This is a genomic window from Streptomyces rhizoryzae (genome assembly GCF_023155275.1).
GTDB classification, from domain to species: domain Bacteria; phylum Actinomycetota; class Actinomycetes; order Streptomycetales; family Streptomycetaceae; genus Streptomyces; species Streptomyces rhizoryzae.
Genome location: NZ_JALMUV010000034.1, coordinates 42,962 through 66,250, shown reverse-complemented (window position 1 = coordinate 66,250; position 23,289 = coordinate 42,962). Strand labels below are relative to the sequence as shown.

The window sequence follows — 23,289 nt, the reverse complement described above, 5'->3', positions numbered from 1 at the left end:
GGGGGCACCGCCCGGCCGGCGGTTCGCGGCGCAGCGGCCGGGGCGGCCGGAGGAGGTGGCGGCGGCCCTCGCGTTCCTGCTGTCCGGTGAGGCGTCGTGCGTGACGGGGGCGAGCCTGGTGGTGGACGGCGGGTGGAGTGTGTACAAGAACTCGTCGTGAGGCATGCCCCGGTGGGGCGGGCGCGGGCCTGCCCGGCGGTCCGGGGCCGCGGCCGCGGCACCCGGGACGGTACGCGAGCCAGGGGGTCCGACGGGCATCCGATTCGGCGGCGACTACAACCCCGAGCAGTGGCCGGAGGAGGTGTGGGCGCAGGACCTCGCGCTGATGCGGGAGGCGGGGGTCACGATGGTCACGGCCGGGATCTGCTCCTGGGCGACGGTCGACCCGCGGCCGGGGCAATGGGACTTCGGGTGGTTCGACCGGGTGCTGGACGGGCTGGCGGGGGCCGGGATCGAGGTGTGCCTGGCGACCATGACGGCCTCGCCGCCGCCGTGGCTGGCCCACGCGCACCCGGAGATCCTGCCCGAGGGCCCGGACGGGGTGCGCCGCTGGCCGGGCGGGCGGCAGCACTTCTGCCCGTCCAGCCCGGTCTACCGCGCGCACGCGGTGCGGCTGGTGGAGCAGGTGGCGGCCCGGTACGCGGGCCATCCGGCGCTGGCGCTGTGGCACGTCGGCAACGAGTACGGCTGCCACACCCGGCAGTGCTTCTGCGACGTGTCGGCGGCGGCGTTCCGGGACTGGCTGCGGGCGCGGTACGGCACGGTGGCGGCGCTGAACGAGGCGTGGTCGACGGCGTTCTGGTCGCAGGCGTACGAGGACTTCGCGGAGGTGCTGCCGCCGCGGACCGCGCCGGCGTTCGCCAATCCGGCGCAGCAGCTGGACTTCTGGCGGTTCGGGGACGCGGCGCTGCGGGAGTGCTACCTGGCGGAGCGGGCGGTGCTGGACCGGCTCTCGCCGGGGGTGCCGGTGACCACCAATCTGATGCCGCAGCACAAGCCGGTGGACGCGTTCGGCTGGGCGCCGTCGATGGACGTGATGGCGCTGGACTTCTACCAGGACCCCTACGAAGCGGACGACCACGTGCGAGCGGGCAGCTGGTGGTGTCGTTCTTCTCGGGGATCGTCGACGGGTGCGACCGGGTGCATCCGGGCGGGTATCCGGGGCCGCTGCGGGAGGTGCTGGGGCTGCGGGTGGCGGAGTTCTGGCCGCTGGCCGAGGGGCGGTCGGTGGCGCTGGCGGGGCGGTACGCGGGGCGGGCGGACCTGTGGGCGGAGGAGATCGTGCCGCAGGGGGCGCGGGTGGTGGCGTCGTTCGTGGACGGGGAGCTGGCGGGGCGGCCCGCGGTGACCCGGCACGACCACGGGCGCGGCACGGCCTGGTACGTGGGGACGCGGCCGGAGCCGGCGCTGCTGCGGGCGCTGCTGGACGATGTCCGGGCGGCGGCGGGCGTGGCGCCGGTGCTGCCGGGGCTGCCGGCCGGGGTGCAGGCGGCGGTGCGGGAGGGGGCCGGGGGCCGGTACCTCTTCCTGCTCAACCACGGGAGCCGGGCGGTGCAGGTGGCGCTGCCGGAACCGTGGCGCGACGCGCTGGCGCCCCGGGCGGCGGCCGTGACGCGGGTGGCGCTGGCCGCCCGGGGCGTGGCGGTGCTGACCGGCCCGGCGGGCGCGGGCGGCGGTGGCGGGGCCGGGGCCGGTGGGGCCGGTTGAGGCCGGCCGGTTCAGGGTGCGGTGAGGGTGGAGCCCGCGGTGGCCGGTTCGAGGTCGGCGGGGCCGACGCCGGCCCGGCGGGCCAGGGCGACCGCGGCGAGGGTGGAGTGCACGCCGAGCTTGCCCAGCACGTTCTGCATGTGGGTGCGGACGGTGTGCGGGGAGAGGAAGAGGCGTTCGGCGACCGCCTTGCGGCCCAGGCCCGCGACCATGCAGCGCAGCACCTCGCGTTCGCGCGGGGTCAGCGACTCCACCAGCCGTTCGCTCTCGGTGCGGTGCCGGCGGGCCGCGGTCAGCTCCCGCAGGACGCCGGTGAGCAGCGCGGGCGGGAGGTGGGTCTCGTCGCGCAGGACGCCGCGGATGACGGCCAGCAGCCGGGAGAGCGAGGAGTCCTTGGCGACCCAGCCGGAGGCGCCGGCCTGGAGGGCGGCGGCGGCGCGGCGCGGGTCGTCGCGGTCGGCCAGGACCACGGTCCGCAGGTAGGGGTGGCTGCCGCGCAGGCCGGAGACGAGCGCGATGCCGTCCAGCGGGCAGCCGCGGGGCGGGCTGTCGCGGGGGGTGCCGTCGCGGGCGGGTCCCTGGGCGGGGACCGCGAGCAGCGGTGCGGCGAGGTCGGCGTCGGCCAGGAGGACGTCGAAGCGGCGGCCGTCGGCCGCGGCCCGGTCCAGTGTGCGCAGGGCCGCCGGGGCGCTGCCGGCCGCGGTGACGTCCACGTCCACTTCCGCGGCCAGTGCGGCCGCCAGGGACTCGGCGAAGATGCGGTGGTCATCGACCACCAGAACCCGGATGCGTTGCACGCAAGACCCCCTGTCTCGGTGAACGGACCATAGCGGGCACGGCGCCCGGTTTGAAGATCGCCTCGGCCGCGCGGCCGGTGCCGCGGACCGCTGGCCCCCGCCCCGGGCGCGGCGCCCCGACGGGCCCGCCCCCTGCTCGGCGCCGGCCCCCACCGGCGCTGGTGACAGCGTACGGACGGGGTGCGGCGGCGGAAGGTGATTGACGAAAGTGGCGGGGGGCCGGGCGCGCGTCGGGGGCGCGCGGGGGCGTCAGGGAGTGAGGCGGCGGGCGCCGGGGCCGGGCACGGCGGGGAAGATCCGCGGCGCGGTGTACCCGGCGGCGGCGAACGCGGCGTCCACCGCCTTGGCGACGGTGGCCGCGGCGGCCTCCTCGACGAGGACCAGGGCGGAGCCGCCGAAGCCGCCGCCGGTCATCCGGGCGCCGAGCGCGCCGGCGGCGTCGGCGGTGTCGGCGGCCAGGTCGAGTTCGGGGCAGGAGACCGCGAAGTCGTCGCGGAGGGAGGCGTGGGAGGCGGTGAGCAGCGGGCCGAGGGCGTGCGGGCGGCCGGCGTCGAGGTGGGCGACGGCCTGCTCGACGCGGTGGTTCTCGGTGACGATGTGGCGGACGAGGGGGCGCAGGCCGGGTTCGCCGGCGAGGGCGGCGAGGGCGTCGGGCAGATGCGCGTGGGGGACGTCGCGCAGGGCGCGCACGCCGAGCGCCCGCGCGGCACGTTCGCATCCGGCGCGCCGCTGTGCGTACGCGCCGTCGCCGAGCTGGTGGCGGACGCGGGTGTCGACGACGAGGAGGCGCAGCCCGTGCGCCGCGGCGTCGAACGCGACCTGACGCTGGGTCAGGTCGCGGGTGTCCAGGAAGAGGGCGTGGCCGGCGGTGCAGCAGGCGGCGGCGGTCTGGTCCATGATCCCGCAGGGCACGCCGACGTAGGCGTTCTCGGCGCGCTGGGCGAGGCGGGCCAGCTCCTCGCGGGACAGGCCCAGGCCGTGCAGCGCGTCGAGGGCGAGGGCGGTGGCGACCTCCAGGGCGGCGGAGGAGGACAGGCCGGCGCCGAGCGGGACGGTGCTGGTGACGTGCAGGTCGGCGCCGCCGACCGGCAGGCCGGCCTCCCGCATGGCCCAGACGACGCCGGCCGGGTAGGCGGACCAGTCCGCGCCGGGGCGGGGGCGGAGGTCCTCGGGGCGGAGTTCCACGATGCCGCCGGGGGCGCCGGCGGAGTGCAGCCGCAGCACCCCGTCGGTGCGGGGCGCGGCGGCGGCGAGGGTGGTGTGCGGGAGGGCCAGGGGCATCACGAAGCCGTCGTTGTAGTCGGTGTGCTCACCGATGAGGTTGACGCGGCCGGGGGCGGCCCAGATGCCGGTGGGCTCCGTCCCGTAGAGGGCGCGGAACTCCGCCGCGGTGCGGTGGGCGGCCTGCGCCGGGTCGGTCGCGGTCACGTGGGCTCCTTCGTACTGCGGTCTGCTGCCGGGGCTCCGCCCCGGGCCCCGGCTCGACGCGCCGGACGGGCGGGGGCTTCCGGGCCGCTCAGCGGTTGGCGAACGTCCAGGCGTCCGCGACGATCGTGGTGAGGTCGGGGCGGCGGGGGTGCCAGCCGAGGCGGTCGCGGGCGGTGCGGGCGGAGGCGACCAGGACGGCCGGGTCGCCGGGCCGGCGCGGCGCGGTGATCTCGGGCACCGGGTGGCCGGTGACCCGGCGGACGGTCTCGATGACCTCCCGGACGGAGAAGCCGTTGCCGTTGCCGAGGTTGCAGATGAGGTGCTCCCCGGGCTTCGCTGCGGCCAGCGCCAGCAGGTGCGCCTCGGCGAGGTCGGCGACGTGGATGTAGTCGCGGACGCAGGTGCCGTCCGGGGTCGGGTAGTCGTCCCCGTAGACGGAGATCGCCTCGCGCTTGCCCCGGGCGACCTGGAGGACGAGCGGGATGAGGTGCGACTCGGGGTCGTGGCGCTCACCGCAACCGCCGTACGCGCCCGCGACGTTGAAGTAGCGCAGCGAGACGGCGGCGAGCCCGTGGGCCGCGGCCGCGCCGCCGATCATGTGGTCGACGGCGAGCTTGGTCGCCCCGTAGGGGGAGGTGGGGGCCGTCGGGTCGGTCTCGGTGATCGGGGTGTGCACCGGCTCGCCGTAGGTGGCCGCGGTGGAGGAGAAGACCAGCGTGCCCACGCCCGCCGCGCGCATCGCGGCCAGCAGCGCCATGGTGCCGCCGACGTTGTTCTCCCAGTACTTCTCGGGCCGCGCGACGGACTCACCGACCTGCGAGAACGCGGCGAAGTGCAGCACCGCGTCGTAGGAGGCGTCGAGCCACTTCGCCGCGTCGCGGAGGTCGCCCTCGATGAACGCGGCGCCGTCCGGGACGCCCGACCGGAAGCCGGTGGAGAGGTTGTCGAGGACGGTGACCTCGTGGTCCGCCTCCAGGAGGTGCTGGGCGACGACGCTGCCGACGTATCCCGCACCACCCGTGACCAGGTACTTGCCCATTACTCGCTCGCTACCTCTCGCAGTCGTTCGGCCGCGGCCTCCGGCGGCACATCGTTGATGAACACGTTCATGCCGGACTCCGAACCCGCCAGGAACTTCAGCTTGCCGGGAGTCCTGCGGATGGTGAAGAGCTCGAGGTGGAGCGCGAACCGGTCGCGGTCCGCGGCGTGCACGGGCGCCTGGTGCCAGGCGGAGATGTACGGCGTCGGGGGCGCGTCCGGGCCGAAGATCCGGTCGAACCGGCGCAAGAGTTCCAGGTAGAGCTGTGGGAACTCTGTGCGCGCCGGCTCGTCGAGGGCGAGCAGGTCGGGGACCCGGCGCTTGGGGTAGAGGTGCACCTCGTAGGGCCAGTGCGCGGCGTACGGGACGAAGGCCGTCCAGTGGTCCCCGTCGAGGACGAGGCGGCGGCCGTCGGCGCGCTCCTCGGCGAGCACGTCGTCGAAGAGGTTGCGGCCGGTGGCGGCGTGGTGGTCGGCCAGGGCGGTGAGCATCCGCTCGGTGCGCGGGGTGGTGAACGGGTAGGCGTAGATCTGGCCGTGCGGGTGGCCGAGCGTGACGCCGATCTCGGCGCCGCGGTTCTCGAAGCAGAACACCTGTGCCACGTCCGGGAGTTGGGAGAGTTCCGCGGTGCGGTCGGTCCAGGCGTCGAGGACCAGGGCGGCCTGCTCCGCGGTGAGGTCGGCGAACGAGGCGTCGTGGTCGGGGGTGAAGCAGACGACCTCGCAGCGGCCGTGGCCGCCGGCCAGGGAGGGGAAGCGGTTCTCGAAAACGGCGACGTCGTAGCCGTCGGCGGGGATCTCGGTGTGGCGGCCGGGGCCGGAGGGGCACAGGGGGCAGGCGTCGGCCGGGGGGTGGTAGGTGCGGCCCTGGCGGTGCGAGGCGATGGCGACGGTGTCGCCGAGGAGCCGGTCGCGACGGAGTTCGGAGGCGGTGGTGACCGGGTCGAGGGGGCGCGGGTCGAGGGTGGCGCGGACGGCGGCGTCGGACGCGTCGTAGTAGATCAGCTCCCGGCCGTCCGCGAGCCGGGTCGTCGTCTTCTTCACCGGAAGCTCCTCACCGTGGCGGCCGCACCACCACCGCCGCGTCAACACAAACAAACACAATGAAGCACAACCCAACAGCGCCGTCAACGCGCCGTCGAATCCCGGGCAAACCCCCGCACAAGCGGCAGCGAGCCTCGAACGGCACGCATGATCGATCATCTGAAACGAACAAAACTCTTCAATTTTCGGCCATCCGTGCGTACGTTTTTGTGCGTTCGATTCCCGCGCATCCGCACACGCCGCGCCACCGCGCGCGCCGCGCCATGCCCCGACACGCCTGCACACCCGGAAAGAGGGCCCATGATCACTCTGGCCGCAGGGCTACGACTCCCGACCAACGGGCTGGACTACGCGATCCTGGCCCTCTACTTCCTCGTCGTCCTCGGGATCGGCTTCGCCGCCCGGCGCAGCGTGCGGACGAGCCTGGACTTCTTCCTCTCCGGGCGGTCGCTGCCCGCCTGGGTCACCGGCCTGGCCTTCGTCGCCGCCAACCTCGGCGCCACCGAGATCCTGGGCATGGCGGCGACCGGCGCCCAGTACGGCGTCGCGGTGGTGCACTGGTACTGGATCGGCGCCATCCCGGCCATGGTCTTCCTGGGCCTGGTGATGATGCCGTTCTACTACCGCTCCAAGGTCCGCTCCGTACCGGAGTTCCTGCTCCAGCGCTTCGACAGGTCGGCGCACCTGCTCAGCTCGGTGCTGTTCGCCTTCGCCGCCGTGCTGATCGCGGGCGTGAACCTCTACGCGCTGTCGATCGTCGTCGAGGCGCTGCTGGGCTGGCCGCAGTGGGTGGCCATCGTCGTCGCCGGGCTGTTCGTGCTGGCGTACATCACCATCGGCGGGCTCTCCTCGGCGATCTACAACGAGGTGCTCCAGTTCTTCGTCATCCTCGCCGCGCTCATCCCGCTGGCCCTCCTCGGCCTCAAGCGGGTCGGCGGCTGGGACGGCCTGACCCACGCGCTGACCACCGCGCACGGCGGCAACTTCCTGACCGCCTGGGGCGGTACGGGCATCGGCCAGGCCAACCCGCTCGGCGCCAACTGGCTGACCATCATCCTCGGCCTGGGCTTCGTGCTCTCCTTCGGCTACTGGACCACCAACTTCGCCGAGGTGCAGCGCGCGCTGTCCGCGAAGAACCTCTCCGCCGCCCGGCGCACCCCGCTGATCGCCGCCTTCCCGAAGATGTTCATCGTCTTCCTGGTGATGATCCCGGGCCTGGTCGCCGCCGTGCTGGTGCCGAAGATCGGCGCCCCGGACGGCCTCCAGTACAACGACGCGATCCCCTACCTCATGCAGGAGCTGCTGCCCAACGGCGTCCTGGGCCTGGCCGTCACCGGCCTGCTCGCCGCCTTCATGGCCGGGATGGCCGCCAACGTCTCGTCGTTCAACACCGTCTTCACCTACGACATCTGGGCCAAGTACGTGAAGACCGGCCGGCCCGACGCCTACTACCTGCGCTTCGGCCGCCTGATCACCGCGATCGGCGTGCTGGCCTCCATCGGCACCGCCTTCATCGCCTCGTCGTTCTCCAACATCATGGGCTACCTCCAGACCCTGTTCTCCTTCTTCAACGTGCCGATGTTCGTGGTGTTCATCATCGGCATGTTCTGGAAGCGGGCCTCGATGAAGTCCGGTGTCTGGGGCCTGCTCGCGGGCACCACCGCGGCGATGGTCAACTACTTCTGGATCTACAAGCAGGGCGTCATCTCCATACCCACCGACCAGGGTGCCAACTTCGTCTCGGCGATCGTCGGCTTCGTCGCCGGCGCGCTGGTCATGGTGGTGGTCACCCTCTTCACCGAGCCCAAGCCGCAGGCCGAACTCGCCGGACTCGTCTACGGGACCACCGCACCCGGCCTGGAGGAGCCGCCCGCCGAGGGCGACGACGCCTGGTACCGCAAGCCCGCGCTGCTCGGCTGGGGCGCCCTCGTCCTCGCCGCGCTCTGCTACCTGCCCTACTCGCTCTGACCCGACCGGAGACCCCGCCATGTCCGAACTGCACGACGAAGTGAGCGAGCTGGAGCGCCAGTCGGCCACCGCCGCCCGGCTCTTCGACATCCGGCGCATCATCGGCGGTCTGTTCACCCTCTACGGCGTCATCGTCACCGTCGCCGGGCTGACCGCCTCCGACGCCGACCTGCGCAAGGCCCAGGGCGTCAACATCAACCTGTGGACGGGCCTAGGCATGCTCGCGCTCGGGGTGTTCTTCCTGGCCTGGCTGGCCCTGCGGCCGGCCGCGGCGGAGCCGGACGGGCGGCCGGACGGTCAGGACGACGGCCGCGGCGGCACCGCCGGCTGACCCCGCTGGACCCGCTCCAGCAGGCCGGTCCGGGCGGCCAGCGCGGCCGCCTCCAGCCGGGAGCCCACCTCCAGCTTCATCAGCACCCGCTGCACGTGGGTGCGGGCGGTGCTCGGCGCGATGTCCATCCCCGCCGCGATGACCCGGGTGTCCTCTCCCTCGGCCACCCGGATCAGCACCTCCACCTCGCGCGGGGTGAGCAGCGACAGCAGCCGCGCGCCCTCGTCGTCCGGCTGCGCGGCCGGGTGCAGCAGCTCCTCGAACGCCTGCTGAAGGAGTTGCGGGGCGACCGCCGCCTCCCCCGCCCGCGCCTTGAGCATCGCCCGTTCGACGCCCTCGATGCGCTCGTCGTTGCGGACGTAGCCGGAGGCCCCGGCGGCGAAGGCGGCGGCGATCCCGCGCGGGCTGGGCACCGGGCCGAGCACCACCACGGCGACCTGCGGCCGCTCCTTCTTGATCCGTACAACCGGGTCGAAGACGCCCGGCCCGTCCGGTCCCGCGGTGCCCAGCAGGCACACCTCCGGCGCCCGGCTCACCACCAGCTCCGCGGCCCCCGCACTGGGCGCCGCGGCCGCCAGCACGCGGTGCCCGCGCAGCTTCAGGGCCGAGGCGAGCGCCTCGGCGAGCAGACGGTGATCGTCGACCACCATGAGCCGCACGCCCATGCCGACCCCCTCAACTCCCCCACTGCCCCATCGCGCCGGGTGTTCCCGGGAAGCTACACGCTCGGCTGCCGAAGCGCGCCCCATAGGCGGGAGAAGACCACCGGAACGCGGGAATCCAGACCAATCGGGGCCGATAGCCGCCCCTGCCGGCCCCGCCGGCGGTCCGGAAGCGGTGGCCGCCGGGCCTGCCCGGCGGCCACCGGAAGCTCACCCGGCGCGCGTCACGCGTCCTCCGCCAGCTCCAGCCAGCGCAGCTCCAACTCCTCGCGCTTGGCGCCCAGTTCGCGCAGTTCCGCGTCCATGCCGGCGACCTTCTCGAAGTCGGTGGCGTGCTCGGCCATCCGCGTGTGCAGCGCCGCCTCCTGCTCCCCGATCCGGTCCAGCTGGCGCTCGATGCGCTGGAGCTCCTTCTGCGCCGCGCGGTTGGCGGCGGCCGGCTTCTTCGGCGCCGCGGCGGCCGGCTGCGCGGGCGCGGGCGCCGCCGCGTCGATCACCTTCTGCCGCCGCTCCAGATACTCGTCCAGACCGCGCGGCAGCATCCGCAGCGCCGCGTCACCCAGCAGCGCGAACACCCGGTCCGTCGTCCGCTCGACGAAGTACCGGTCGTGGCTGATGACGATCATCGACCCCGGCCAGCCGTCGAGCAGGTCCTCCAGCTGCGTCAGCGTCTCGATGTCGAGGTCGTTGGTCGGCTCGTCCAGGAACAGCACGTTCGGCTCGTCCATCAGCAGCCGCAGCAGCTGGAGCCGCCGCCGCTCACCACCGGACAGATCACCGACCGGCGTCCACTGCTTCTCCTTCGTGAAGCCGAACTTCTCGCACAGCTGCCCCGCGGTCATCTCCCGGCCCTTGCCGAGATCGACCCGGTCCCGCACCTGCTGGACGGCCTCCAGCACCCGCAGCGCCGGGTTCAGCTCCGCGACCTCCTGCGAGAGGTAGGCCAGCTTCACGGTCTTGCCGACCACGACCTTCCCGGCCACCGGCTGGCGCTCGCCGCCGCTGCGGGCCGCCGCCTCCAGCGTCCGCAGCAGCGAGGTCTTGCCCGCGCCGTTGACGCCGACCAGACCGATCCGGTCGCCCGGCCCCAGCTGCCACGTCAGGTGCTTGAGCAGCACCTTCGGCCCGGCCTGGACGGTCACGTCCGCCAGCTCGAAGACCGTCTTGCCCAGCCGCGAACTGGCGAACTTCATCAGCTCCGAGCTGTCCCGCGGCGGCGGCACGTCCGCGATCAGCTCGTTGGCCGCCTCGATCCGGAACCGCGGCTTGCTGGTGCGGGCCGGCGCACCGCGCCGCAGCCACGCCAGCTCCTTGCGCATGAGGTTCTGCCGCTTGGCCTCCTCCGTCGCCGCGATCCGCTCCCGCTCGGCGCGCGCGAAGACGTAGTCGGAGTAGCCGCCCTCGTACTCGTGGACGGTGCCGCGCTGGACGTCCCACATCCGCGTCGCCACCTGGTCCAGGAACCACCGGTCGTGGGTGACCACGACCAGCGCGGACCGCCGCGCCGCCAGGTGCCGGGCCAGCCACGAGATGCCCTCCACGTCGAGGTGGTTGGTGGGCTCGTCCAGCACGATCAGGTCCTGCTCGGCGATCAGCAGCTTGGCCAGCGCGATCCGCCGCCGCTCACCACCGGACAGCGGCCCGATGACGGTGTCCAGCCCCTGCGTGAACCCCGGCAGGTGCAGGTCCCCGAACAGCCCGGTCAGCACGTCCCGGATCTTGGCGTTCCCGGCCCACTCGTGATCGGCGAGATCCCCGATCACCTCGTGCCGGATCGTCGCGGCCGGATCCAGCGAATCGTGCTGCGTCAGCACCCCGAGCCGCAGGTCACCGGCGTGCGTGACCCGCCCGGCGTCGGCGGACTCCAGCTTGGCCAGAATCCGGATCAGCGTGGTCTTGCCGTCGCCGTTGCGGCCCACGACGCCGATCCGGTCCCCCTCGTTGACCCCGAGGGAGACGCCGTCGAGCAGCGCACGCGTCCCGTACACCTTGTCGACGGCTTCCAGATTGACGAGGTTGGCGGCCATCTCACTCCTGGTCTGTGAATCCCTGGTCTGGGGATCGATCAGCCTCCAGGGTAGTCGCCGGTGCGCGGCCCCCTCGGGGGAGGACGAGGGGGGCCGTTGGGGGGCATGCACGGGGCGGTCACTCATTGTGATGACGTACGTGGGGATACGGTCGCCGCGGCGCCCCAGGGACCGAAGAATCCCGCCCGTGGGAGAAACCCTGAGCACCGAACCGCCCCGGCGATGGCCGGTCCCGCCCCCGTCCGGCTGGACCGTGGACCATCTGCTGGCCCTGCCCAACCTGCCGCCGCACACCCAATTGATCGACGGGAGCCTGGTCTGCGTGAGCCCGCAGCGCCGTTTCCACGGCACCATGATCGACCTGCTCGTCTGCGGCCTGCGCACGACCCTGCCGCCCGCCTTCAAGGCCAGCCGCCAGATGACCGTCGTCCTCGACAGGCACAACGGCCACGAACCCGACGTGAGCGTGGTCCGCGCCTCCGCGGTCACGGGCCCGGACCAGATGAGCTACCGGGCCGAGGACGTGGTCCTCGTCGTCGAAGTCGTCACCCCGGAGTCGGCGGCCCGCGACCACGGGACCAAGCCACGCAAGTACGCCGCCGCCGGGATCGAGAACTTCTGGCGCGTCGAGGAGTCCGGAACGAGCGGCAGGCCCGTCGTCCACGTCTACGAACTCGACCCGGTCACCAAGTCCTACGTCCACGCAGGCATGCACCGCGACCGGGTCAAGCTCGACCGGCCCTACCCGAGATGCTCTCCGCGCGCTGCTCCATTTCCAGCACGTCCGCGAAGTACTCCGCGTGACCACCTCGGCGGGCCTTGGCCGCCGCTTCGCAGCGACGCTCGAAAAACCCGTTCGTACCGAGCTTCTTGTCCACGTGTAGCTGCACCGTAGAAGCACGGGACGCTGGCCGAGGGGTTGGTGTCCTTGCGAGGGGGCATAACTCACCATCGCTGTCCACGAGTTGTCCGGTACAACCCGATTCCCCGGCACGCTACGCCGACGCCGCGCCACCCCGTGAGCGTTTCGTCACAATACGCACGTGTGGGTGGTTCGGGCGGGCGCCACCGGGTCGTGCGTTTCCGCGACCCGGTGGGCCGCGTCGCGGCGCGGCGCGGCGTAAAGACGTAAAAGCCTGGGGAAAGTACCCTCCCCACCCCTCCGACCTCCCCGGCCGTCCCGCCACTCACACGAGTGACGTGTGCCAACTCGGCTGGATAGGCAGGGGGTTGTGCGGCATATGCTCACCGCGACAACGTGCATCACCGCACGCCAAAACGCGCATCACCGCACACATACTTCGGCCCCCGGCCGGGACTGGCATCCCGAACGAGGGCCTAACCACCCAGGAAGCAACAACCTTCCCGATGGCTCTCAAGAACCCTAGCGCGCCCTCGCGCACCGTGTCCCGCGTTCCCGTGACGACTCCCCCGTCCGGTGTGACGCACGTCAACACCCGTCACACCAGTCGCTACACGGTGGTCGGCAATCACCTCGCCCAGCACCGCGAGCTGACGCTCGTCGCGATCGGACTCGCGGTGCACATCCAGTCGCTGCCCGCCGGGGCACGCATCGGCATCAAGTGCCTGACCGCCCGTTTCCGGGAGAGCGAGGCCCGTATCGCCTCAGCGCTGCGCGAACTGGAGGCGGCGGGATACCTCCAGCGCACACGGGAACGGCTCCCGACCGGCCGCGTCGTCACGCGCACGGTCTCGTACAACCAGCCGGGCGCAACGCCCGCCACCGCGCCCCGTCCCGCCCCACCGGCCCGGAGAACGAAACGAGCCCACGAGACGAAGCCGACACCAAGGCCGACTCGGCAGCCGACCTCGCCGCCGAGGACGACTCCGACTCCGAAACCGGCACTCGCACCGCTTCCCGCGCCCCGGCGCCCCGGCCCGGACGGTTCGCGGCTGGCCCACCGCATCCTCGTGGACCTGCGGCAGGACGATCCCCGCCTGCTGCTCTCCGAAGCGGACGTGGCGCGCCTGACCCCGGCCGTGAGCGCCTGGCTGGAACGCGCGGCACCGCCCGACGCCGTACGCCGCACCCTCGCGGCGGACCTGCCGCCCGGCCTCCGCCGCCCGGCGGCCCTGCTCGCCCACCGCCTCACGGCATGGCTCCCCCCGCCCGTCCCGGCCGCCCCCGCACACCCTGCCCCCTTCCAGACCTGCGACGGCTGCGACCGCGCCTTCCGCGCCCCACGCCCCGGCCTCTGCCGCGACTGCCGCCCCGGCCCACCGGAGACCGCCCAGCGTGAACGTGACCCCGCTACGCCACCCGTAAGGACTTCGTGTACGGCGAGGACGTCACCCTCGCCGACTGGACGATCCGGACGGACGGCCTGCCGCGTTACGTGTGACGACGACCCAGCAGCCCTCAGTCCACGTACTCCATCGTGATCGGGGCGGTGTTGTTCGTCAGGTCCGGGTCCGGGTGCTCCGGGTCGGGCTCCACGGAGACCGTGCCCCGCGCGCCCTCGACGCGTTTGTCGATGCGGACGCGCAGCTCGGGAGCGGGGTTGTTGGGGGCCGGGCACAGCACCTTGCGGTTCTTCTCGTCGGTGTACTCGCAGTAGAGCAGTTCGCTCGCCTCGCCCTCCTGGTGCGGGATCAGGCTGACGCCCTCCGGCAGGGTCACGTACGAGCTGCCTTCCAGGTAGCCGGCCGCGTCCATCACGCCGATCCCCAGCGTCTGGCCCACCTTGCCCTTGATGGTGAACCCGTTGACCTGCCGGTCGTACCTCCGGGTAGTGCGGAACTGCATGTCCGCGGGGGCCAGCTCCCGGTCGAACTGGTCGAAATTGCTGCCGTCGGTCGGGCGGAAACCGAGTGGCGCGCCGGTTCCCCGCGGGGCGGAGTCGGGCAGCAGGTCGCGGGTCGGTGTGTTGGGGGCGGGGTAGAGGGTCGCGGTGATCTTGCCCTGGCTCCCGGTGCTGTCGACCGCGACCGTGAACGGGTGGTCGGTCTCGTACGCCGCGCCGGCCGGCAGGGGCCCGGGGATCGTGCACAGCGCCTTCTTCGGTGCGTCGGCCTTGTCGTAACGGCAGTTGCCGTACCGCCGGCGCAGCGTCGCCTGGCCCACCACCTCCACCGCGACGCTGAGGTCGCCCTCGACGTCGACGTCCCCCTTGTTGCCGAACGCGGGGCGCACCGTCAGCTCGGAGCCGGGCTCCACCGGACCGGACGCCCAGGGCAGGTCCCTGGCGGTCAAGCGGGGCGAACCGATGACGATGTGGGAGGTGTGGTGAAGGGTGGGGGCGTTGTCGCTGGTCACGGTGACCTTCATGGGGCCGGCCGGGCCCTTCTCCGCGTTCTTCCGCACCACCATGTTGAAGAGCCAGAGGTTTTCCTGCTCGCCCGACGCGATGTCCTTCGGGGTGCAGGTGATGATGCCGCGGACGCCCTTGCAGCCGTGCTTCCGGTTCATGGTGGTGAACGTCACCGACTTCGTGGCGGTCGTGTCGACGGTCACCTTGATGTCCCTGACACGCGCCGACCCCTTGCCCCGGGTCACCGTGCTCGCTGCCAGGCGCACGTAGAACGGGTCGGAGGAGCCGCCCACCCACCTCCGCTCCGACTCCTCGATGTAGCGCAAGTAGCTCGTGCCCATCGGGTTCTTGAACGCCAACTCGGCCCGCTGCGGGACCTGTTCCGCCTCCGGTCCGGCCGCGCCGCAGGACGCCACCGCCCCGCCGAACACGACCGCCAGGGCGGCCGCCCCGGCCGTGGTCGCGCGTCGTCGCCGTCTGCTCGCCATGGAAACCTTCATGCAGGCCATGACCCGCACGGCGGGCCGCCCGGTTTCCGGCGGGCGGACACGAAACAACTACGGAACGGCTACCGGACGGCCTTGGCGGGCTGGGCTCCGTCTCTGTGGTCAGAGGCGGTAAAGGTCGGATCCGGGCACGTTGTTGCAGGTGGCAGAGACGGAATTGCCCACCGGCAGGCTGATTCCGATGATGTGCTCGTTGTTGATCTTGTTCGCGCAGATCGGAACCTGCACGCTGACATTGCCCAGGTTGGCGTCCTCCAGCATTGTCCGCAGGCCCGCGTTGTAGTCGCGGACGCCGACGCGAGCGCGGGTCCGGGCCGGGTCGGCTGCGGGAGCTGCCGTGCGTCGCGAAGAGGGCAGCTCGGGCGGGGTGACCGTCAGGCACCTCCCCTGCGGGCTCTGCCCGGCGGGCACTGCCTGCGCGGTCACGGTTGCCTTCAGCGGTCCGGTGTTCTTCACGCACAGCGCCACGCGCATGGCGGCTGCTTCCTGCCGGGTGCCGCGGTACAGCTCGACGCTGCGGACCTGCGGGTCCCTTACCTGCGGGGCCCGGACCCGCTCGGCGGCCGCGGCAGGGGCGGCGACCGAAGCGGTCAGGGCCAGCGCCGCGAGAGTGGCACCGGTCCCGCGGAAGGTCGCACGGAACATGGGGGCACTTCCTTTCCGGCGGGGAACGAGCGCCATGGACATGCCCGCAACTGGGGATGGTCCACTGCACAGCATCCCTGCGCGCACCCGAACGAGGCACGGTACGGGACACCGGGCCACGCCAGTGAGTGAACCGCCCGCTCTGCCGTTGCGGGGAAGCGCGGCAGTGCGCGGGCAAGACGCCATGCGGGCCTTCTCGGAAACGCTCACCAGGCCGCACTCCACCTCGCCCGCGCCCGCGTCTGGACCCGGCTCCGGACCCGGCCCCGGCTCCGGCCGAAGAGGCGGAAGCTAAAGGGTGTTGGCGAGGACCGTCGCCCCCGGCGCAGGCCCCGTGGTGGTGCGGGCCGCTCGGCAGGTGCCGGAGGCGCGCAGGGCCGCGGCGACGCGGTCGGCGTCCTCGGCGTCGGCGGTCAGGAAGGCCGTGGTGGGGCCGGAGCCGGAGACGAGGGCGGCGAGGGCGCCGGCCTCCTTGCCGGCGGCGAGGGTGGCGGCCAGGGAGGGGCGGAGGGAGACCGCGGCGGCCTGGAGGTCGTTGCTCATCGACGCGGCCAGGGCGGCGGGGTCGCCGGTGCGGAGGGCGGCGAGGAGGGCGGGGGACGGCTCGGGGTCGGGGATGTCGGCGGTGGTGGCGCCCTGGCCGGAGGCGTCGCGGAGGCGGTCGCACTCCTTGTAGACGGCGGGGGTGGACAGGCCGCCGTCGGCGACGGCGAACACCCAGTGGAAGGTGCCGCCGGTCTCCAGGGGTTCGAGGAGTTCGCCGCGGCCGCGGCCCAGGGCGGCGCCGCCGACCAGACTGAAGGGGACGTCGCTGCCCAACTCGGCGCAGAGGGAAAGGAGTTCGGACCGGGGGGTGGCGGTGCCCCAGAGGGTGTCGCAGGCCAGGAGGGCGGCGGCGGCGTCCGCGCTGCCGCCGGCCATCCCGCCGGCGACCGGGATGTCCTTGGCGATGTGGAGGTGGACGCGCGGCTCCAGGCCGTGGCGGGCGGCGAGGGCGGTGGCGGCGCGCGCGGCGAGGTTGGTCCCGTCCAGCGGCACCTGGTCGGCGTCGGGGCCGGCGCAGGTGAGGGTGAGGGTGTCGGCGGGGGTCGCCGTCACCTCGTCGTACAGGCCGACCGCGAGGAAGACGTTGGCCAGGTCGTGGAAGCCGTCGGGGCGGCGGCCGCCGACCGCGAGCTGGACGTTGACCTTGGCGGGGACGCGGGCGGTGACGCTGCCGGGGCGGCGGTCGGCGGCGGTGCGGGTCATCGGGCGGACTCCTCGTCGGTGGCGTCCGCGGCCGCGGCCGCCGCCTTGTTCTCGGCGATGGCGATGAAGGACTCGATGGCCAGCGACTCGCCGCGGGCCTGCGGGGAGACCCCGGCGGCGACGAGCGCGGCCTCGGCGGCCCGCGCCGAGCCCGCCCAGCCGGCGAGCGCGGCCCGCAGCGTCTTGCGGCGCTGGGCGAAGGCGGCGTCGATGACCGCGAAGACCTCTTCGCGGGAGGCGCGGGACGGCAGCGGCTCGGCCCGGCGGACCAGGGAGACCAGGCCGGATTCGACGTTGGGGGCCGGCCAGAAGACGTTGCGGCCGATCGCGCCGGCCCGCTTGACCTCGGCGTACCAGTTGGCCTTGACGGACGGGACGCCGTAGACCTTGCTGCCGGGGCCGGCGGCGAGGCGGTCGGCGACCTCGGCCTGGACCATGACCAGGGTGCGTTCGATGGTCGGGAACCGCTCCAGCATGTGCAGCAGGACGGGGACCGCGACGTTGTAGGGGAGGTTGGCGACCAGGGCGGTGGGGGCCGGGCCGGGGAGTTCGGTGACGTGCAGGGCGTCGCGGTGGACGAGGGCGAAGCGGTCGGCGCGCTCGGGGAGGCGGGCGGCGACGGTGGCGGGCAGCGCCGCGGCGAGCACGTCGTCGATCTCCACGGCGATGACCCGCTCGGCGGTCTCCAGGAGCGCCAGGGTCAGCGAGCCGAGGCCGGGGCCGACCTCGACGACCACGTCGTCGGGGCGGACCTCGGCGGTCCGGACGATCCGGCGGACGGTATTGGCGTCGATGACGAAGTTCTGGCCGCGCTGCTTGGTGGGGCGGACGCCCAGCGCGGCGGCCAGCTCCCGGACATCGGCAGGGCCCAGCAGGGGGCCGGTTTCGTCAGTGGTCTTGCGGTCGCTCACCCGTGAAGCTTACGGCCGCAGACCGGCCACGGGCTCGCGCCCCGGGTCACGTAGAGCTTCTTGGCCCGGTAGGTCTGCTCCTCGGCGGGGGCCTCCTGGGGGCGGCCGGTGCCGCCGAGGCGGTGCCAGGTGCGGACGTCGAACTGGTAGAGGCCGCCGTGGGTGCCGGTGGCGTCCACCGCGTCGGGGCGGCCGCCGGCCTCGCAGCGGGCCAGCGCGCCCCAGGCGAGGTGGTCGGCGCCGGGGACCGGGGCGGGCCCGGCGCGGGTGCCGAAGCGGACGATCCGGGGGCGGGGGGCGCGGACCGTCTCGGCGGCGACCTCGCGGGGTGCGCGGCGGACGCCGTTGACGGTGTCGCGGTGGTAGGTGACCCGCCGCAGGCCGGGGGCGCCGGGCCGGACCACCTCCTCGGTGCCGCGCGGCAGGTGCGGGTCGGGGCGCCGGACGGTGCGGAACGGGACGGGCTCCTCGCGGACCTCGGTGCGGCCGGTGATCCGCAGGACGGTGACGATCTGCCCGTCGCGGGGGAAGCTGTCCGGCGGTACGGAGGTGGTGTCCCGCTCGCGCAGGGCCAGCCCGGCCTCGGCGAGGGCCTCGCGCACGGTGGCGGCGGTGGTGCGGACGCGGTACTCACGGCCGTCGGCGGCCACCACCAGGGTGCGGGCGGTGCGGACGTGGAGTTCCAGGCCGTGCCGGCCGATGGGCTGGGAGCGGGAGGCGGAGAGGTAGGCGCCCTCGGCGCGGACGCCGAGCTGGCGCAGCGCACCGTCGACGGTGCCGGCGGTGGTCCACACCCGGCGGCGCTGCCCGTCGAGGGTGAGCGCCACCGGCCGGCCGTGGCGGACCACGATGTCGTCGCCGTTGGTCAGGTCGGTGCCGGGGGCGGGGGCGACGATGTCGTGGGGGCCGACGGGGACGTCCTGGTCGGCGAGCAGGCCGTCGACGTCGTCGGCGAAGGTGTGCAGGGTGCGGGGGTGGCCGTCGACGCTGAGCCGGACCGCCTTGTCGTGGGCGACGAAGGCGGTGGTGCCGCCGGCGAGGAAGGCGACGACCAGGGCGCGGGGCAGCAGCCGGCGGAGGTGGTCGGGGGTGGCGGCGGGGCGCCGGCGGCGGCCGCGGGCGCGGCCGCCGCGGTGGGCGCTGGGTGAAGGACTCACGCTGCACCTGCCACGGGTGTCGTCCGGTAACCGGTCAAGCGCGGAATGTAGCGGAGCGGGGGCGGCGGGCCCAACTCGCCGCGGGGTGGCGCGCGGGGGGCCACCCGTTCAGTAGTCGAACGCGCGGGCGGTGTTGGCGGCGACGGCCGAGGCCAGCGCGTCCTCCGTCATGCCCTTGACGGCGGCCATGGCACGGAGGGTGAGCGGGATCAGATACGGGGCGTTGGCCCGTCCGCGGTACGGGGCGGGGGTGAGGAAGGGTGCGTCGGTCTCGACCAGCAGCAGTTCGGGCGGCGCCACGGCGACGGCGTCGCGCAGCGGCTGGGCGTTCTTGAAGGTGACGTTGCCGGCGAACGACATGAAGTAGCCGGCCGCGGCGCAGACCTCGGCCAGCGCGGCGTCGCCGGAGAAGCAGTGGAAGACGACCCGGTCCGGGGCGCCCTCCTCGCGCAGCACCCGCAGCACGTCGTCGTGGGCCTCGCGGTCGTGGATGACCAGGGCCTTGCCGTGCCGCTTGGCGATCTCGATGTGGGCGCGGAAGGACCGCTCCTGGGCGGCCCGGCCCTCGGGGCCGGTGCGGAAGTGGTCCAGGCCGGTCTCGCCGACGCCGCGGACCTCGGGGCGGGCGGCCAGCGCGTCGATCCCGGCGAGCGCCTCGTCGAGGGCGGCGTCCCCGCCGGGCTCCCGCGCGCCCTGCCGGGACCAGCCGTCGGGGTCCCCCAGCACGATCCGCGGCGCCTCGTTGGGGTGCAGGGCGACGGCGGCGTGCACGGCGTCGTGGGCGGCGGCGGTGTCGGCGGCCCAGCGGGAGCCGTTCAGGTCGCAGCCCACCTGGACGAGGGTGGTGACGCCGACCGAGGCGGCCTTGGCGAGGGCCGCCTCGACGGTCGTGTCCTGCATGTCCAGGTGGGTGTGCGAGTCCGCGACCGGTACCCGGAGGGGTTCGGGCAGCGGCGGCGGGGTGTCCTTGTCCTGCTTGGCCATGGCCGCGATCCTACGAGGACCGCGGCTCCGGCCTCACCTGCGGTGGTGCTGGAAGGGGTGCAGCAGGTCGGAGAGGTGCCAGTGGTGCCGGCCGGTCCCGTCGGTGCCGCTGTCCGCGCCGTCACCGCCGGTGCGGTGGGCGGACTTGCGGTGCTGCGGGCTCCGGTGCAGGTGCGCGATCGCGTCGGAGACCATCGAGACCTGCCCGGAGCGCATGATGCGGACGACGGTGCCGCCGCAGCTGAGGCACGTGGGATGGGTCAGGGGGGAGGGGACGCGCTCGCCGTCGGCGTAGTAGACGGCGTGCATGACGCCCTTGGTGTCCACCTGGTGCTCGATCTCGTAGGACTGCTCCCAGCCGTGGCCGCAGCCCATGCAGCAGAAGGCGTACGCCTCGCGGGCGGCGGGCTCGGGCCGCCGGTTCTGGGACGGGACGGACTGGACGGACGGGACGGACGCCGCGCCGGACGCACCGGTGGTCGTCTTGGTGATCTCGCTCATGTGCGCTCCTCTTGTCCGCTGGACAAGCTCTCCGGGGCCGGAAGGTCCCGGTACCCAGGGAACGCCTTCCGGGGCCGGTTGCGCAGCCGTGCCGGCACCTATTGGCCCAGATTTGGCAGCTCGTAGGACAAACGCACCGCAGGGGGCCGGATCGCTTTACCTTCGATGCCGGCCATTTACCTTCTGAACGGTCGCTTCCCGCCCGTACGCTGGGCTTTTACGCTCTGTCGAGCGTGTGGGCGCTCATCCGGCGGCGCCCGGGCCGGCCGCCCGGTCCGCGTTCTTCGCCGCCACCACCGCGTCGAAGACCTCCCGCTTGGGCAGCCCGGCCTCCGCCGCCACCGCCGCGATCGCCTCCTTGCGCCGCTCCCCGGCCTCCTCGCGGATCCGCACCCGGCGCACCAGCTCCGCGGCGTCCAGCTCCGCCGGGCCGCTCTCCGGGGCGCCCTCGACCACCACGGTGATCTCCCCGCGGACGCCCTCCGCGGCCCAGGCCGCCAGTTCGCCCAGCCCGCCCCGCCGGACCTCCTCGTAGGTCTTGGTCAGCTCGCGGCAGACCGCGGCGCGGCGGTCCGCGCCGAACACCTCGGCCATCGCCGCGACGGTGTCGGCCAGGCGGTGCGGCGCCTCGAAGTAGACCAGGGTGCGGCGTTCGCCGGCGGCCTCGCGGAGCCGGGAGAGCCGCTCGCCGGCCTTGCGGGGCAGGAAGCCCTCGAAGCAGAAGCGGTCCACCGGCAGCCCGGACACCGCGAGCGCGGTGAGCACCGCGCTCGGGCCGGGCACGGCGGTGACCCGCACACCGCGCTCCACGGCGGCGGCGACCAGGCGGTAGCCGGGGTCGGAGACCGACGGCATCCCGGCGTCGGTGACCAGCAGCACCCGTGCCCCGCCGGCCAGCGCGTCGGCCAGCTCCGGCGTCCGGGCCGCCTCGTTGCCCTCGAAGTAGGAGACGATCCGGCCGGCCGGCACCACGTCCAGGGCCTGGGTGAGCCGGCGCAGCCGCCGGGTGTCCTCGGCCGCGATCACGTCGGCGGCGGCGAGTTCGGCGGCGAGCCGCGGCGGGGCGTCCGCCACGTCGCCGATGGGCGTCCCTGCGAGTACCAGCGTTCCAGTCACGCCCCCATCCTCCCAGCCCCGGGCGGCGGCCCCGGCCGGGACCGGGCCGGTGACGCGCGGGGCCGCCCGGCGGCGCTCAGCCGCGCTCCGCAGGCCCCTTCCCTACGATGGGCCGGGTGACCAGTGACACCACCGCGACGCACGCGGCCGCCCCGCGCACCCCGGAGCCGACCGAGCGGCCGCCCGCGTGGCAGCGGCGGCTGCGCCGGTTCGGGTACACCGGGCAGCCCGCGGCCGACGTCCGGACGCGGCTGGTGGCGCCGTTCCCCGCGCCGGACGGGCGGGGCTGGGCGCTGCTCGGCGCCGGCCCGCGGCTCGCCGGATGGCTGGCCCGCCGGGCGGGCTGGCTCGGCCCCCTGCTGGTGACGCTGTGCGCGGGGGTGCTGACGTTCTGGAACCTCGGCAGCCCGCGGAAGGTGATATTCGACGAGACGTACTATCCCAAGGACGCCTGGTCGCTGCTCCAGTACGGCTACGAGGGCACCTGGGCGAAGAATGCCAACGACGCGCTGCTGGCGCACCCCCCGCAGATCCTGCTCTCGCCGGAGCACTCGTACGTCGTCCACCCGCCGATGGGCAAGTGGCTGATCGCGCTGGGCGAGTGGGCGTTCGGGATGAACCCCTTCGGCTGGCGGTTCACGACCGCGCTGCTGGGGACCCTGTCGGTGCTGCTGGTCTGCCGGATCGGGCGGCGGCTGCTGCGCTCGACGGCGCTGGGCTGCCTGGCCGGCGGGCTGCTGGCGGTGGACGGGCTGCACTTCGTGATGAGCCGCACCGCGCTGCTCGACCTGATCGTGATGTTCTGGGTGCTGGCCGGCTTCGGCTGCCTGCTGGTGGACCGGGACCGCACCCGGGCCCGGCTCGCCGCGGCGCTGCCGACCGGCCCGGACGGCCTGACCCGGCCGGACGCGGAGGTCGGCGGCCGGCTGCGGCTGGGCTGGCGGCCGTGGCGGATCGCGGCCGGGCTGTGCCTGGGACTGTCGGCGGCGACCAAGTGGAACGGCCTGTACTTCCTGGCCGCGTTCGCGCTGATGTCGGTGCTGTGGGACATGGGCGCGCGGCGCACGGCCGGGGCCCGGCACCCGTTCCGGGCGGTGCTGCGGCGCGACGTCCTGCCCGCGTTCGGCGCCACCGTCGTGGTGGCGCTCGCCACGTACCTGGCGTCCTGGACCGGCTGGATCGCCACCAAGGGCGGCTACTACCGCGACTGGGCCACCACCCCCGAGGGGCAGCACAGCTCGTTCACCTGGCTCCCGGACTGGCTGCGCAGCCTGTGGCACTACCAGAGCGAGGTCTACGCCTTCCACACCGGCCTGACCACCCCGCACACCTATATGTCCAACCCGTGGAGCTGGCTGGTGCTGGGCCGCCCGGTCTCGTACTTCTACGAGGACCCCAAGGCCGGGCAGGACGGCTGCACCGCCGCCGAGGGCTGCGCCCGCGAGGTGCTGGCACTGGGCACCCCGCTGCTGTGGTGGGCGGCCTGCTTCGCGCTGCTGTACGTGCTGTGGCGCTGGCTGTTCCGGCGGGACTGGCGGGCCGGGGCGGTCGCCTGCGGCGTCGCGGCCGGCTACCTGCCGTGGTTCCTCTACCAGGAGCGGACCATCTTCCTCTTCTACGCGGTGGTCTTCGTGCCGTTCCTGTGCCTGGCGCTGGCGATGATGATCGGCGCGATCATCGGGCCGCCGGGGGCGAGCGAGCGACGGCGGACCGTCGGCGCGGTCGGCGCGGGCGTCCTGGTTCTGCTGATCGTGTGGAACTTCATCTACTTCTATCCCCTCTATACCGGTATGCCGATCCCGAAGAGCGCCTGGCACCACCGGATGTGGTTCGACAGCTGGGTCTGAGCCCGCGCCGGCCGGCCCGGCGGATGTGACGAACCTGTCACGGCCCTTCCACAGCGTGTCACCGGACCGTGCCCGGATCGAGACTCACCGCCCGCCCGTG

At 73.8% G+C, this 23,289-nt stretch carries 18 protein-coding genes and 5 pseudogenes; 8 read left to right on the top strand and 15 right to left on the bottom strand.

The genetic code is table 11. The features are described from left to right. Window positions 1-25 precede the first annotated feature (25 nt). From MUU72_RS24510 to MUU72_RS36015, 3 genes and pseudogenes are all read left to right on the top strand, one after another. Window positions 26-160: pseudogene (locus MUU72_RS24510) on the top strand (SDR family oxidoreductase); the annotation flags it as partial. 3 nt (window positions 161-163) lie between these two features. Beyond that, window positions 164-1,009 (top strand): annotated as a pseudogene (locus tag MUU72_RS36020) (beta-galactosidase); the annotation flags it as partial. Next, complete coding sequence (locus MUU72_RS36015) at window positions 916-1,707, top strand: beta-galactosidase trimerization domain-containing protein (protein WP_443743065.1); 792 nt, start codon at window positions 916-918, stop codon at window positions 1,705-1,707. The pseudogene MUU72_RS36020 and the gene MUU72_RS36015, both read left to right, overlap by 94 nt. Window positions 1,708-1,718: 11 nt before the next feature. On the opposite strand, the gene MUU72_RS24495 is transcribed toward MUU72_RS36015, so the two are convergent. From MUU72_RS24495 to galT, 4 genes are all read right to left on the bottom strand, one after another. Next, a complete protein-coding gene (locus tag MUU72_RS24495) occupies window positions 1,719-2,504 on the bottom strand; it encodes a LuxR C-terminal-related transcriptional regulator (RefSeq protein WP_248015546.1) in 786 nt (261 codons plus the stop codon). A gap of 249 nt (window positions 2,505-2,753) precedes the next feature. Then, window positions 2,754-3,932, bottom strand: a complete 1,179-nt coding sequence (gene galK / locus MUU72_RS24490) for a galactokinase (protein WP_248015545.1) — start codon at window positions 3,930-3,932, stop codon at window positions 2,754-2,756. A gap of 88 nt (window positions 3,933-4,020) precedes the next feature. Then, window positions 4,021-4,971 carry a UDP-glucose 4-epimerase GalE gene (gene galE / locus MUU72_RS24485; protein WP_248015544.1) on the bottom strand — a complete coding sequence of 317 codons (951 nt, stop codon included), beginning with the start codon at window positions 4,969-4,971 and terminating at the stop codon, window positions 4,021-4,023. After that, window positions 4,971-6,014 (bottom strand): galactose-1-phosphate uridylyltransferase, encoded by a 1,044-nt coding sequence (gene galT / locus MUU72_RS24480; RefSeq protein ID WP_248015543.1) that lies wholly within the window; start codon window positions 6,012-6,014, stop codon window positions 4,971-4,973. Before galT ends, galE begins: the two co-directional genes overlap by 1 nt. A 300-nt stretch (window positions 6,015-6,314) precedes the next feature. Here galT and MUU72_RS24475 point away from each other — a divergent pair, with 300 nt between their 5' ends. Both MUU72_RS24475 and MUU72_RS24470 read left to right on the top strand, forming a co-directional pair. Beyond that, window positions 6,315-7,982: a sodium:solute symporter family protein gene (locus tag MUU72_RS24475; protein ID WP_248015542.1), complete on the top strand. Its 1,668-nt coding sequence runs from the start codon at window positions 6,315-6,317 to the stop codon at window positions 7,980-7,982. Window positions 7,983-8,001: 19 nt separating this feature from the next. Beyond that, window positions 8,002-8,313 (top strand): hypothetical protein, encoded by a 312-nt coding sequence (locus MUU72_RS24470; RefSeq protein WP_248015541.1) that lies wholly within the window; start codon window positions 8,002-8,004, stop codon window positions 8,311-8,313. Here MUU72_RS24470 and MUU72_RS24465 read toward each other — a convergent pair. Continuing rightward, on the bottom strand, window positions 8,280-8,978 hold the full coding sequence (locus tag MUU72_RS24465) for a response regulator transcription factor (RefSeq protein ID WP_248015540.1): 699 nt from the start codon (window positions 8,976-8,978) through the stop codon (window positions 8,280-8,282). The two genes, MUU72_RS24470 and MUU72_RS24465, sit on opposite strands and share 34 nt — an antisense overlap. Window positions 8,979-9,199: 221 nt before the next feature. Then, window positions 9,200-11,002 (bottom strand): ABC-F family ATP-binding cassette domain-containing protein, encoded by a 1,803-nt coding sequence (locus tag MUU72_RS24460; RefSeq protein ID WP_248015539.1) that lies wholly within the window; start codon window positions 11,000-11,002, stop codon window positions 9,200-9,202. Between the two features lie 130 nt (window positions 11,003-11,132). Here MUU72_RS24460 and MUU72_RS24455 point away from each other — a divergent pair. Continuing rightward, window positions 11,133-11,696 (top strand): annotated as a pseudogene (locus MUU72_RS24455) (Uma2 family endonuclease); the annotation flags it as partial. A 55-nt stretch (window positions 11,697-11,751) separates the two neighbouring features. On the opposite strand, the pseudogene MUU72_RS24450 reads toward MUU72_RS24455, so the two are convergent. Next, a pseudogene (locus MUU72_RS24450) lies at window positions 11,752-11,944 on the bottom strand (XRE family transcriptional regulator); the annotation flags it as partial. A gap of 1,325 nt (window positions 11,945-13,269) precedes the next feature. Here MUU72_RS24450 and MUU72_RS35680 point away from each other — a divergent pair. Continuing rightward, window positions 13,270-13,365, top strand: a pseudogene (locus MUU72_RS35680) (Uma2 family endonuclease); the annotation flags it as partial. Window positions 13,366-13,382: 17 nt separating this feature from the next. Here the strand turns inward: MUU72_RS35680 and MUU72_RS24440 are convergent. The 8 genes from MUU72_RS24440 to rsmI form a co-directional block, all read right to left on the bottom strand. Next, window positions 13,383-14,762 carry a hypothetical protein gene (locus tag MUU72_RS24440; RefSeq protein ID WP_248015537.1) on the bottom strand — a complete coding sequence of 460 codons (1,380 nt, stop codon included), beginning with the start codon at window positions 14,760-14,762 and terminating at the stop codon, window positions 13,383-13,385. 120 nt (window positions 14,763-14,882) lie between these two features. Further along, window positions 14,883-15,425, bottom strand: a complete 543-nt coding sequence (locus tag MUU72_RS24435; protein ID WP_248015536.1) for a hypothetical protein — start codon at window positions 15,423-15,425, stop codon at window positions 14,883-14,885. Window positions 15,426-15,716: 291 nt separating this feature from the next. Continuing rightward, window positions 15,717-16,673, bottom strand: coding sequence for a 4-(cytidine 5'-diphospho)-2-C-methyl-D-erythritol kinase (locus tag MUU72_RS24430; protein ID WP_248015535.1), 957 nt, complete (start codon window positions 16,671-16,673; stop codon window positions 15,717-15,719). After that, a complete protein-coding gene (gene rsmA / locus MUU72_RS24425; RefSeq protein WP_248015534.1) occupies window positions 16,670-17,584 on the bottom strand; it encodes a 16S rRNA (adenine(1518)-N(6)/adenine(1519)-N(6))-dimethyltransferase RsmA in 915 nt (304 codons plus the stop codon). The genes MUU72_RS24430 and rsmA overlap by 4 nt, the downstream gene beginning before the upstream one ends. Beyond that, window positions 17,581-18,741, bottom strand: coding sequence for a resuscitation-promoting factor (locus MUU72_RS24420; protein ID WP_248015533.1), 1,161 nt, complete (start codon window positions 18,739-18,741; stop codon window positions 17,581-17,583). The genes rsmA and MUU72_RS24420 overlap by 4 nt, the downstream gene beginning before the upstream one ends. A gap of 108 nt (window positions 18,742-18,849) precedes the next feature. Beyond that, window positions 18,850-19,725, bottom strand: a complete 876-nt coding sequence (locus MUU72_RS24415) for a TatD family hydrolase (protein WP_248015532.1) — start codon at window positions 19,723-19,725, stop codon at window positions 18,850-18,852. A gap of 33 nt (window positions 19,726-19,758) precedes the next feature. Further along, window positions 19,759-20,226, bottom strand: coding sequence for a hypothetical protein (locus tag MUU72_RS24410; RefSeq protein WP_248015531.1), 468 nt, complete (start codon window positions 20,224-20,226; stop codon window positions 19,759-19,761). A gap of 243 nt (window positions 20,227-20,469) precedes the next feature. After that, the gene (rsmI, locus tag MUU72_RS24405; protein ID WP_248015530.1) at window positions 20,470-21,342 is read right to left on the bottom strand and encodes a 16S rRNA (cytidine(1402)-2'-O)-methyltransferase; all 873 of its coding nucleotides are present in this window, start codon (window positions 21,340-21,342) and stop codon (window positions 20,470-20,472) included. A gap of 107 nt (window positions 21,343-21,449) precedes the next feature. Here rsmI and MUU72_RS24400 point away from each other — a divergent pair, with 107 nt between their 5' ends. Then, window positions 21,450-23,189 carry a dolichyl-phosphate-mannose--protein mannosyltransferase gene (locus tag MUU72_RS24400; RefSeq protein WP_248015529.1) on the top strand — a complete coding sequence of 580 codons (1,740 nt, stop codon included), beginning with the start codon at window positions 21,450-21,452 and terminating at the stop codon, window positions 23,187-23,189. Window positions 23,190-23,289 lie beyond the last annotated feature (100 nt).

Bases quoted from the DNA above. Each gene is read 5' to 3' on its own strand.
- MUU72_RS24415 (WP_248015532.1), bottom strand. From the start codon at position 19,725: ATGGCCAAGCAGGACAAGGACACCCCGCCGCCGCTGCCCGAACCCCTC.
- MUU72_RS24460 (WP_248015539.1), bottom strand. From the start codon at position 11,002: ATGGCCGCCAACCTCGTCAATCTGGAAGCCGTCGACAAGGTGTACGGG.
- MUU72_RS24430 (WP_248015535.1), bottom strand. From the start codon at position 16,673: ATGACCCGCACCGCCGCCGACCGCCGCCCCGGCAGCGTCACCGCCCGC.
- MUU72_RS24410 (WP_248015531.1), bottom strand. From the start codon at position 20,226: ATGAGCGAGATCACCAAGACGACCACCGGTGCGTCCGGCGCGGCGTCC.
- MUU72_RS24475 (WP_248015542.1), top strand. From the start codon at position 6,315: ATGATCACTCTGGCCGCAGGGCTACGACTCCCGACCAACGGGCTGGAC.
- MUU72_RS24440 (WP_248015537.1), bottom strand. From the start codon at position 14,762: ATGGCGAGCAGACGGCGACGACGCGCGACCACGGCCGGGGCGGCCGCC.
- MUU72_RS24470 (WP_248015541.1), top strand. From the start codon at position 8,002: ATGTCCGAACTGCACGACGAAGTGAGCGAGCTGGAGCGCCAGTCGGCC.
- MUU72_RS24435 (WP_248015536.1), bottom strand. From the start codon at position 15,425: ATGTTCCGTGCGACCTTCCGCGGGACCGGTGCCACTCTCGCGGCGCTG.
- galE (WP_248015544.1), bottom strand. From the start codon at position 4,971: ATGGGCAAGTACCTGGTCACGGGTGGTGCGGGATACGTCGGCAGCGTC.
- MUU72_RS24400 (WP_248015529.1), top strand. From the start codon at position 21,450: ATGGGCCGGGTGACCAGTGACACCACCGCGACGCACGCGGCCGCCCCG.
- MUU72_RS24465 (WP_248015540.1), bottom strand. From the start codon at position 8,978: ATGGGCGTGCGGCTCATGGTGGTCGACGATCACCGTCTGCTCGCCGAG.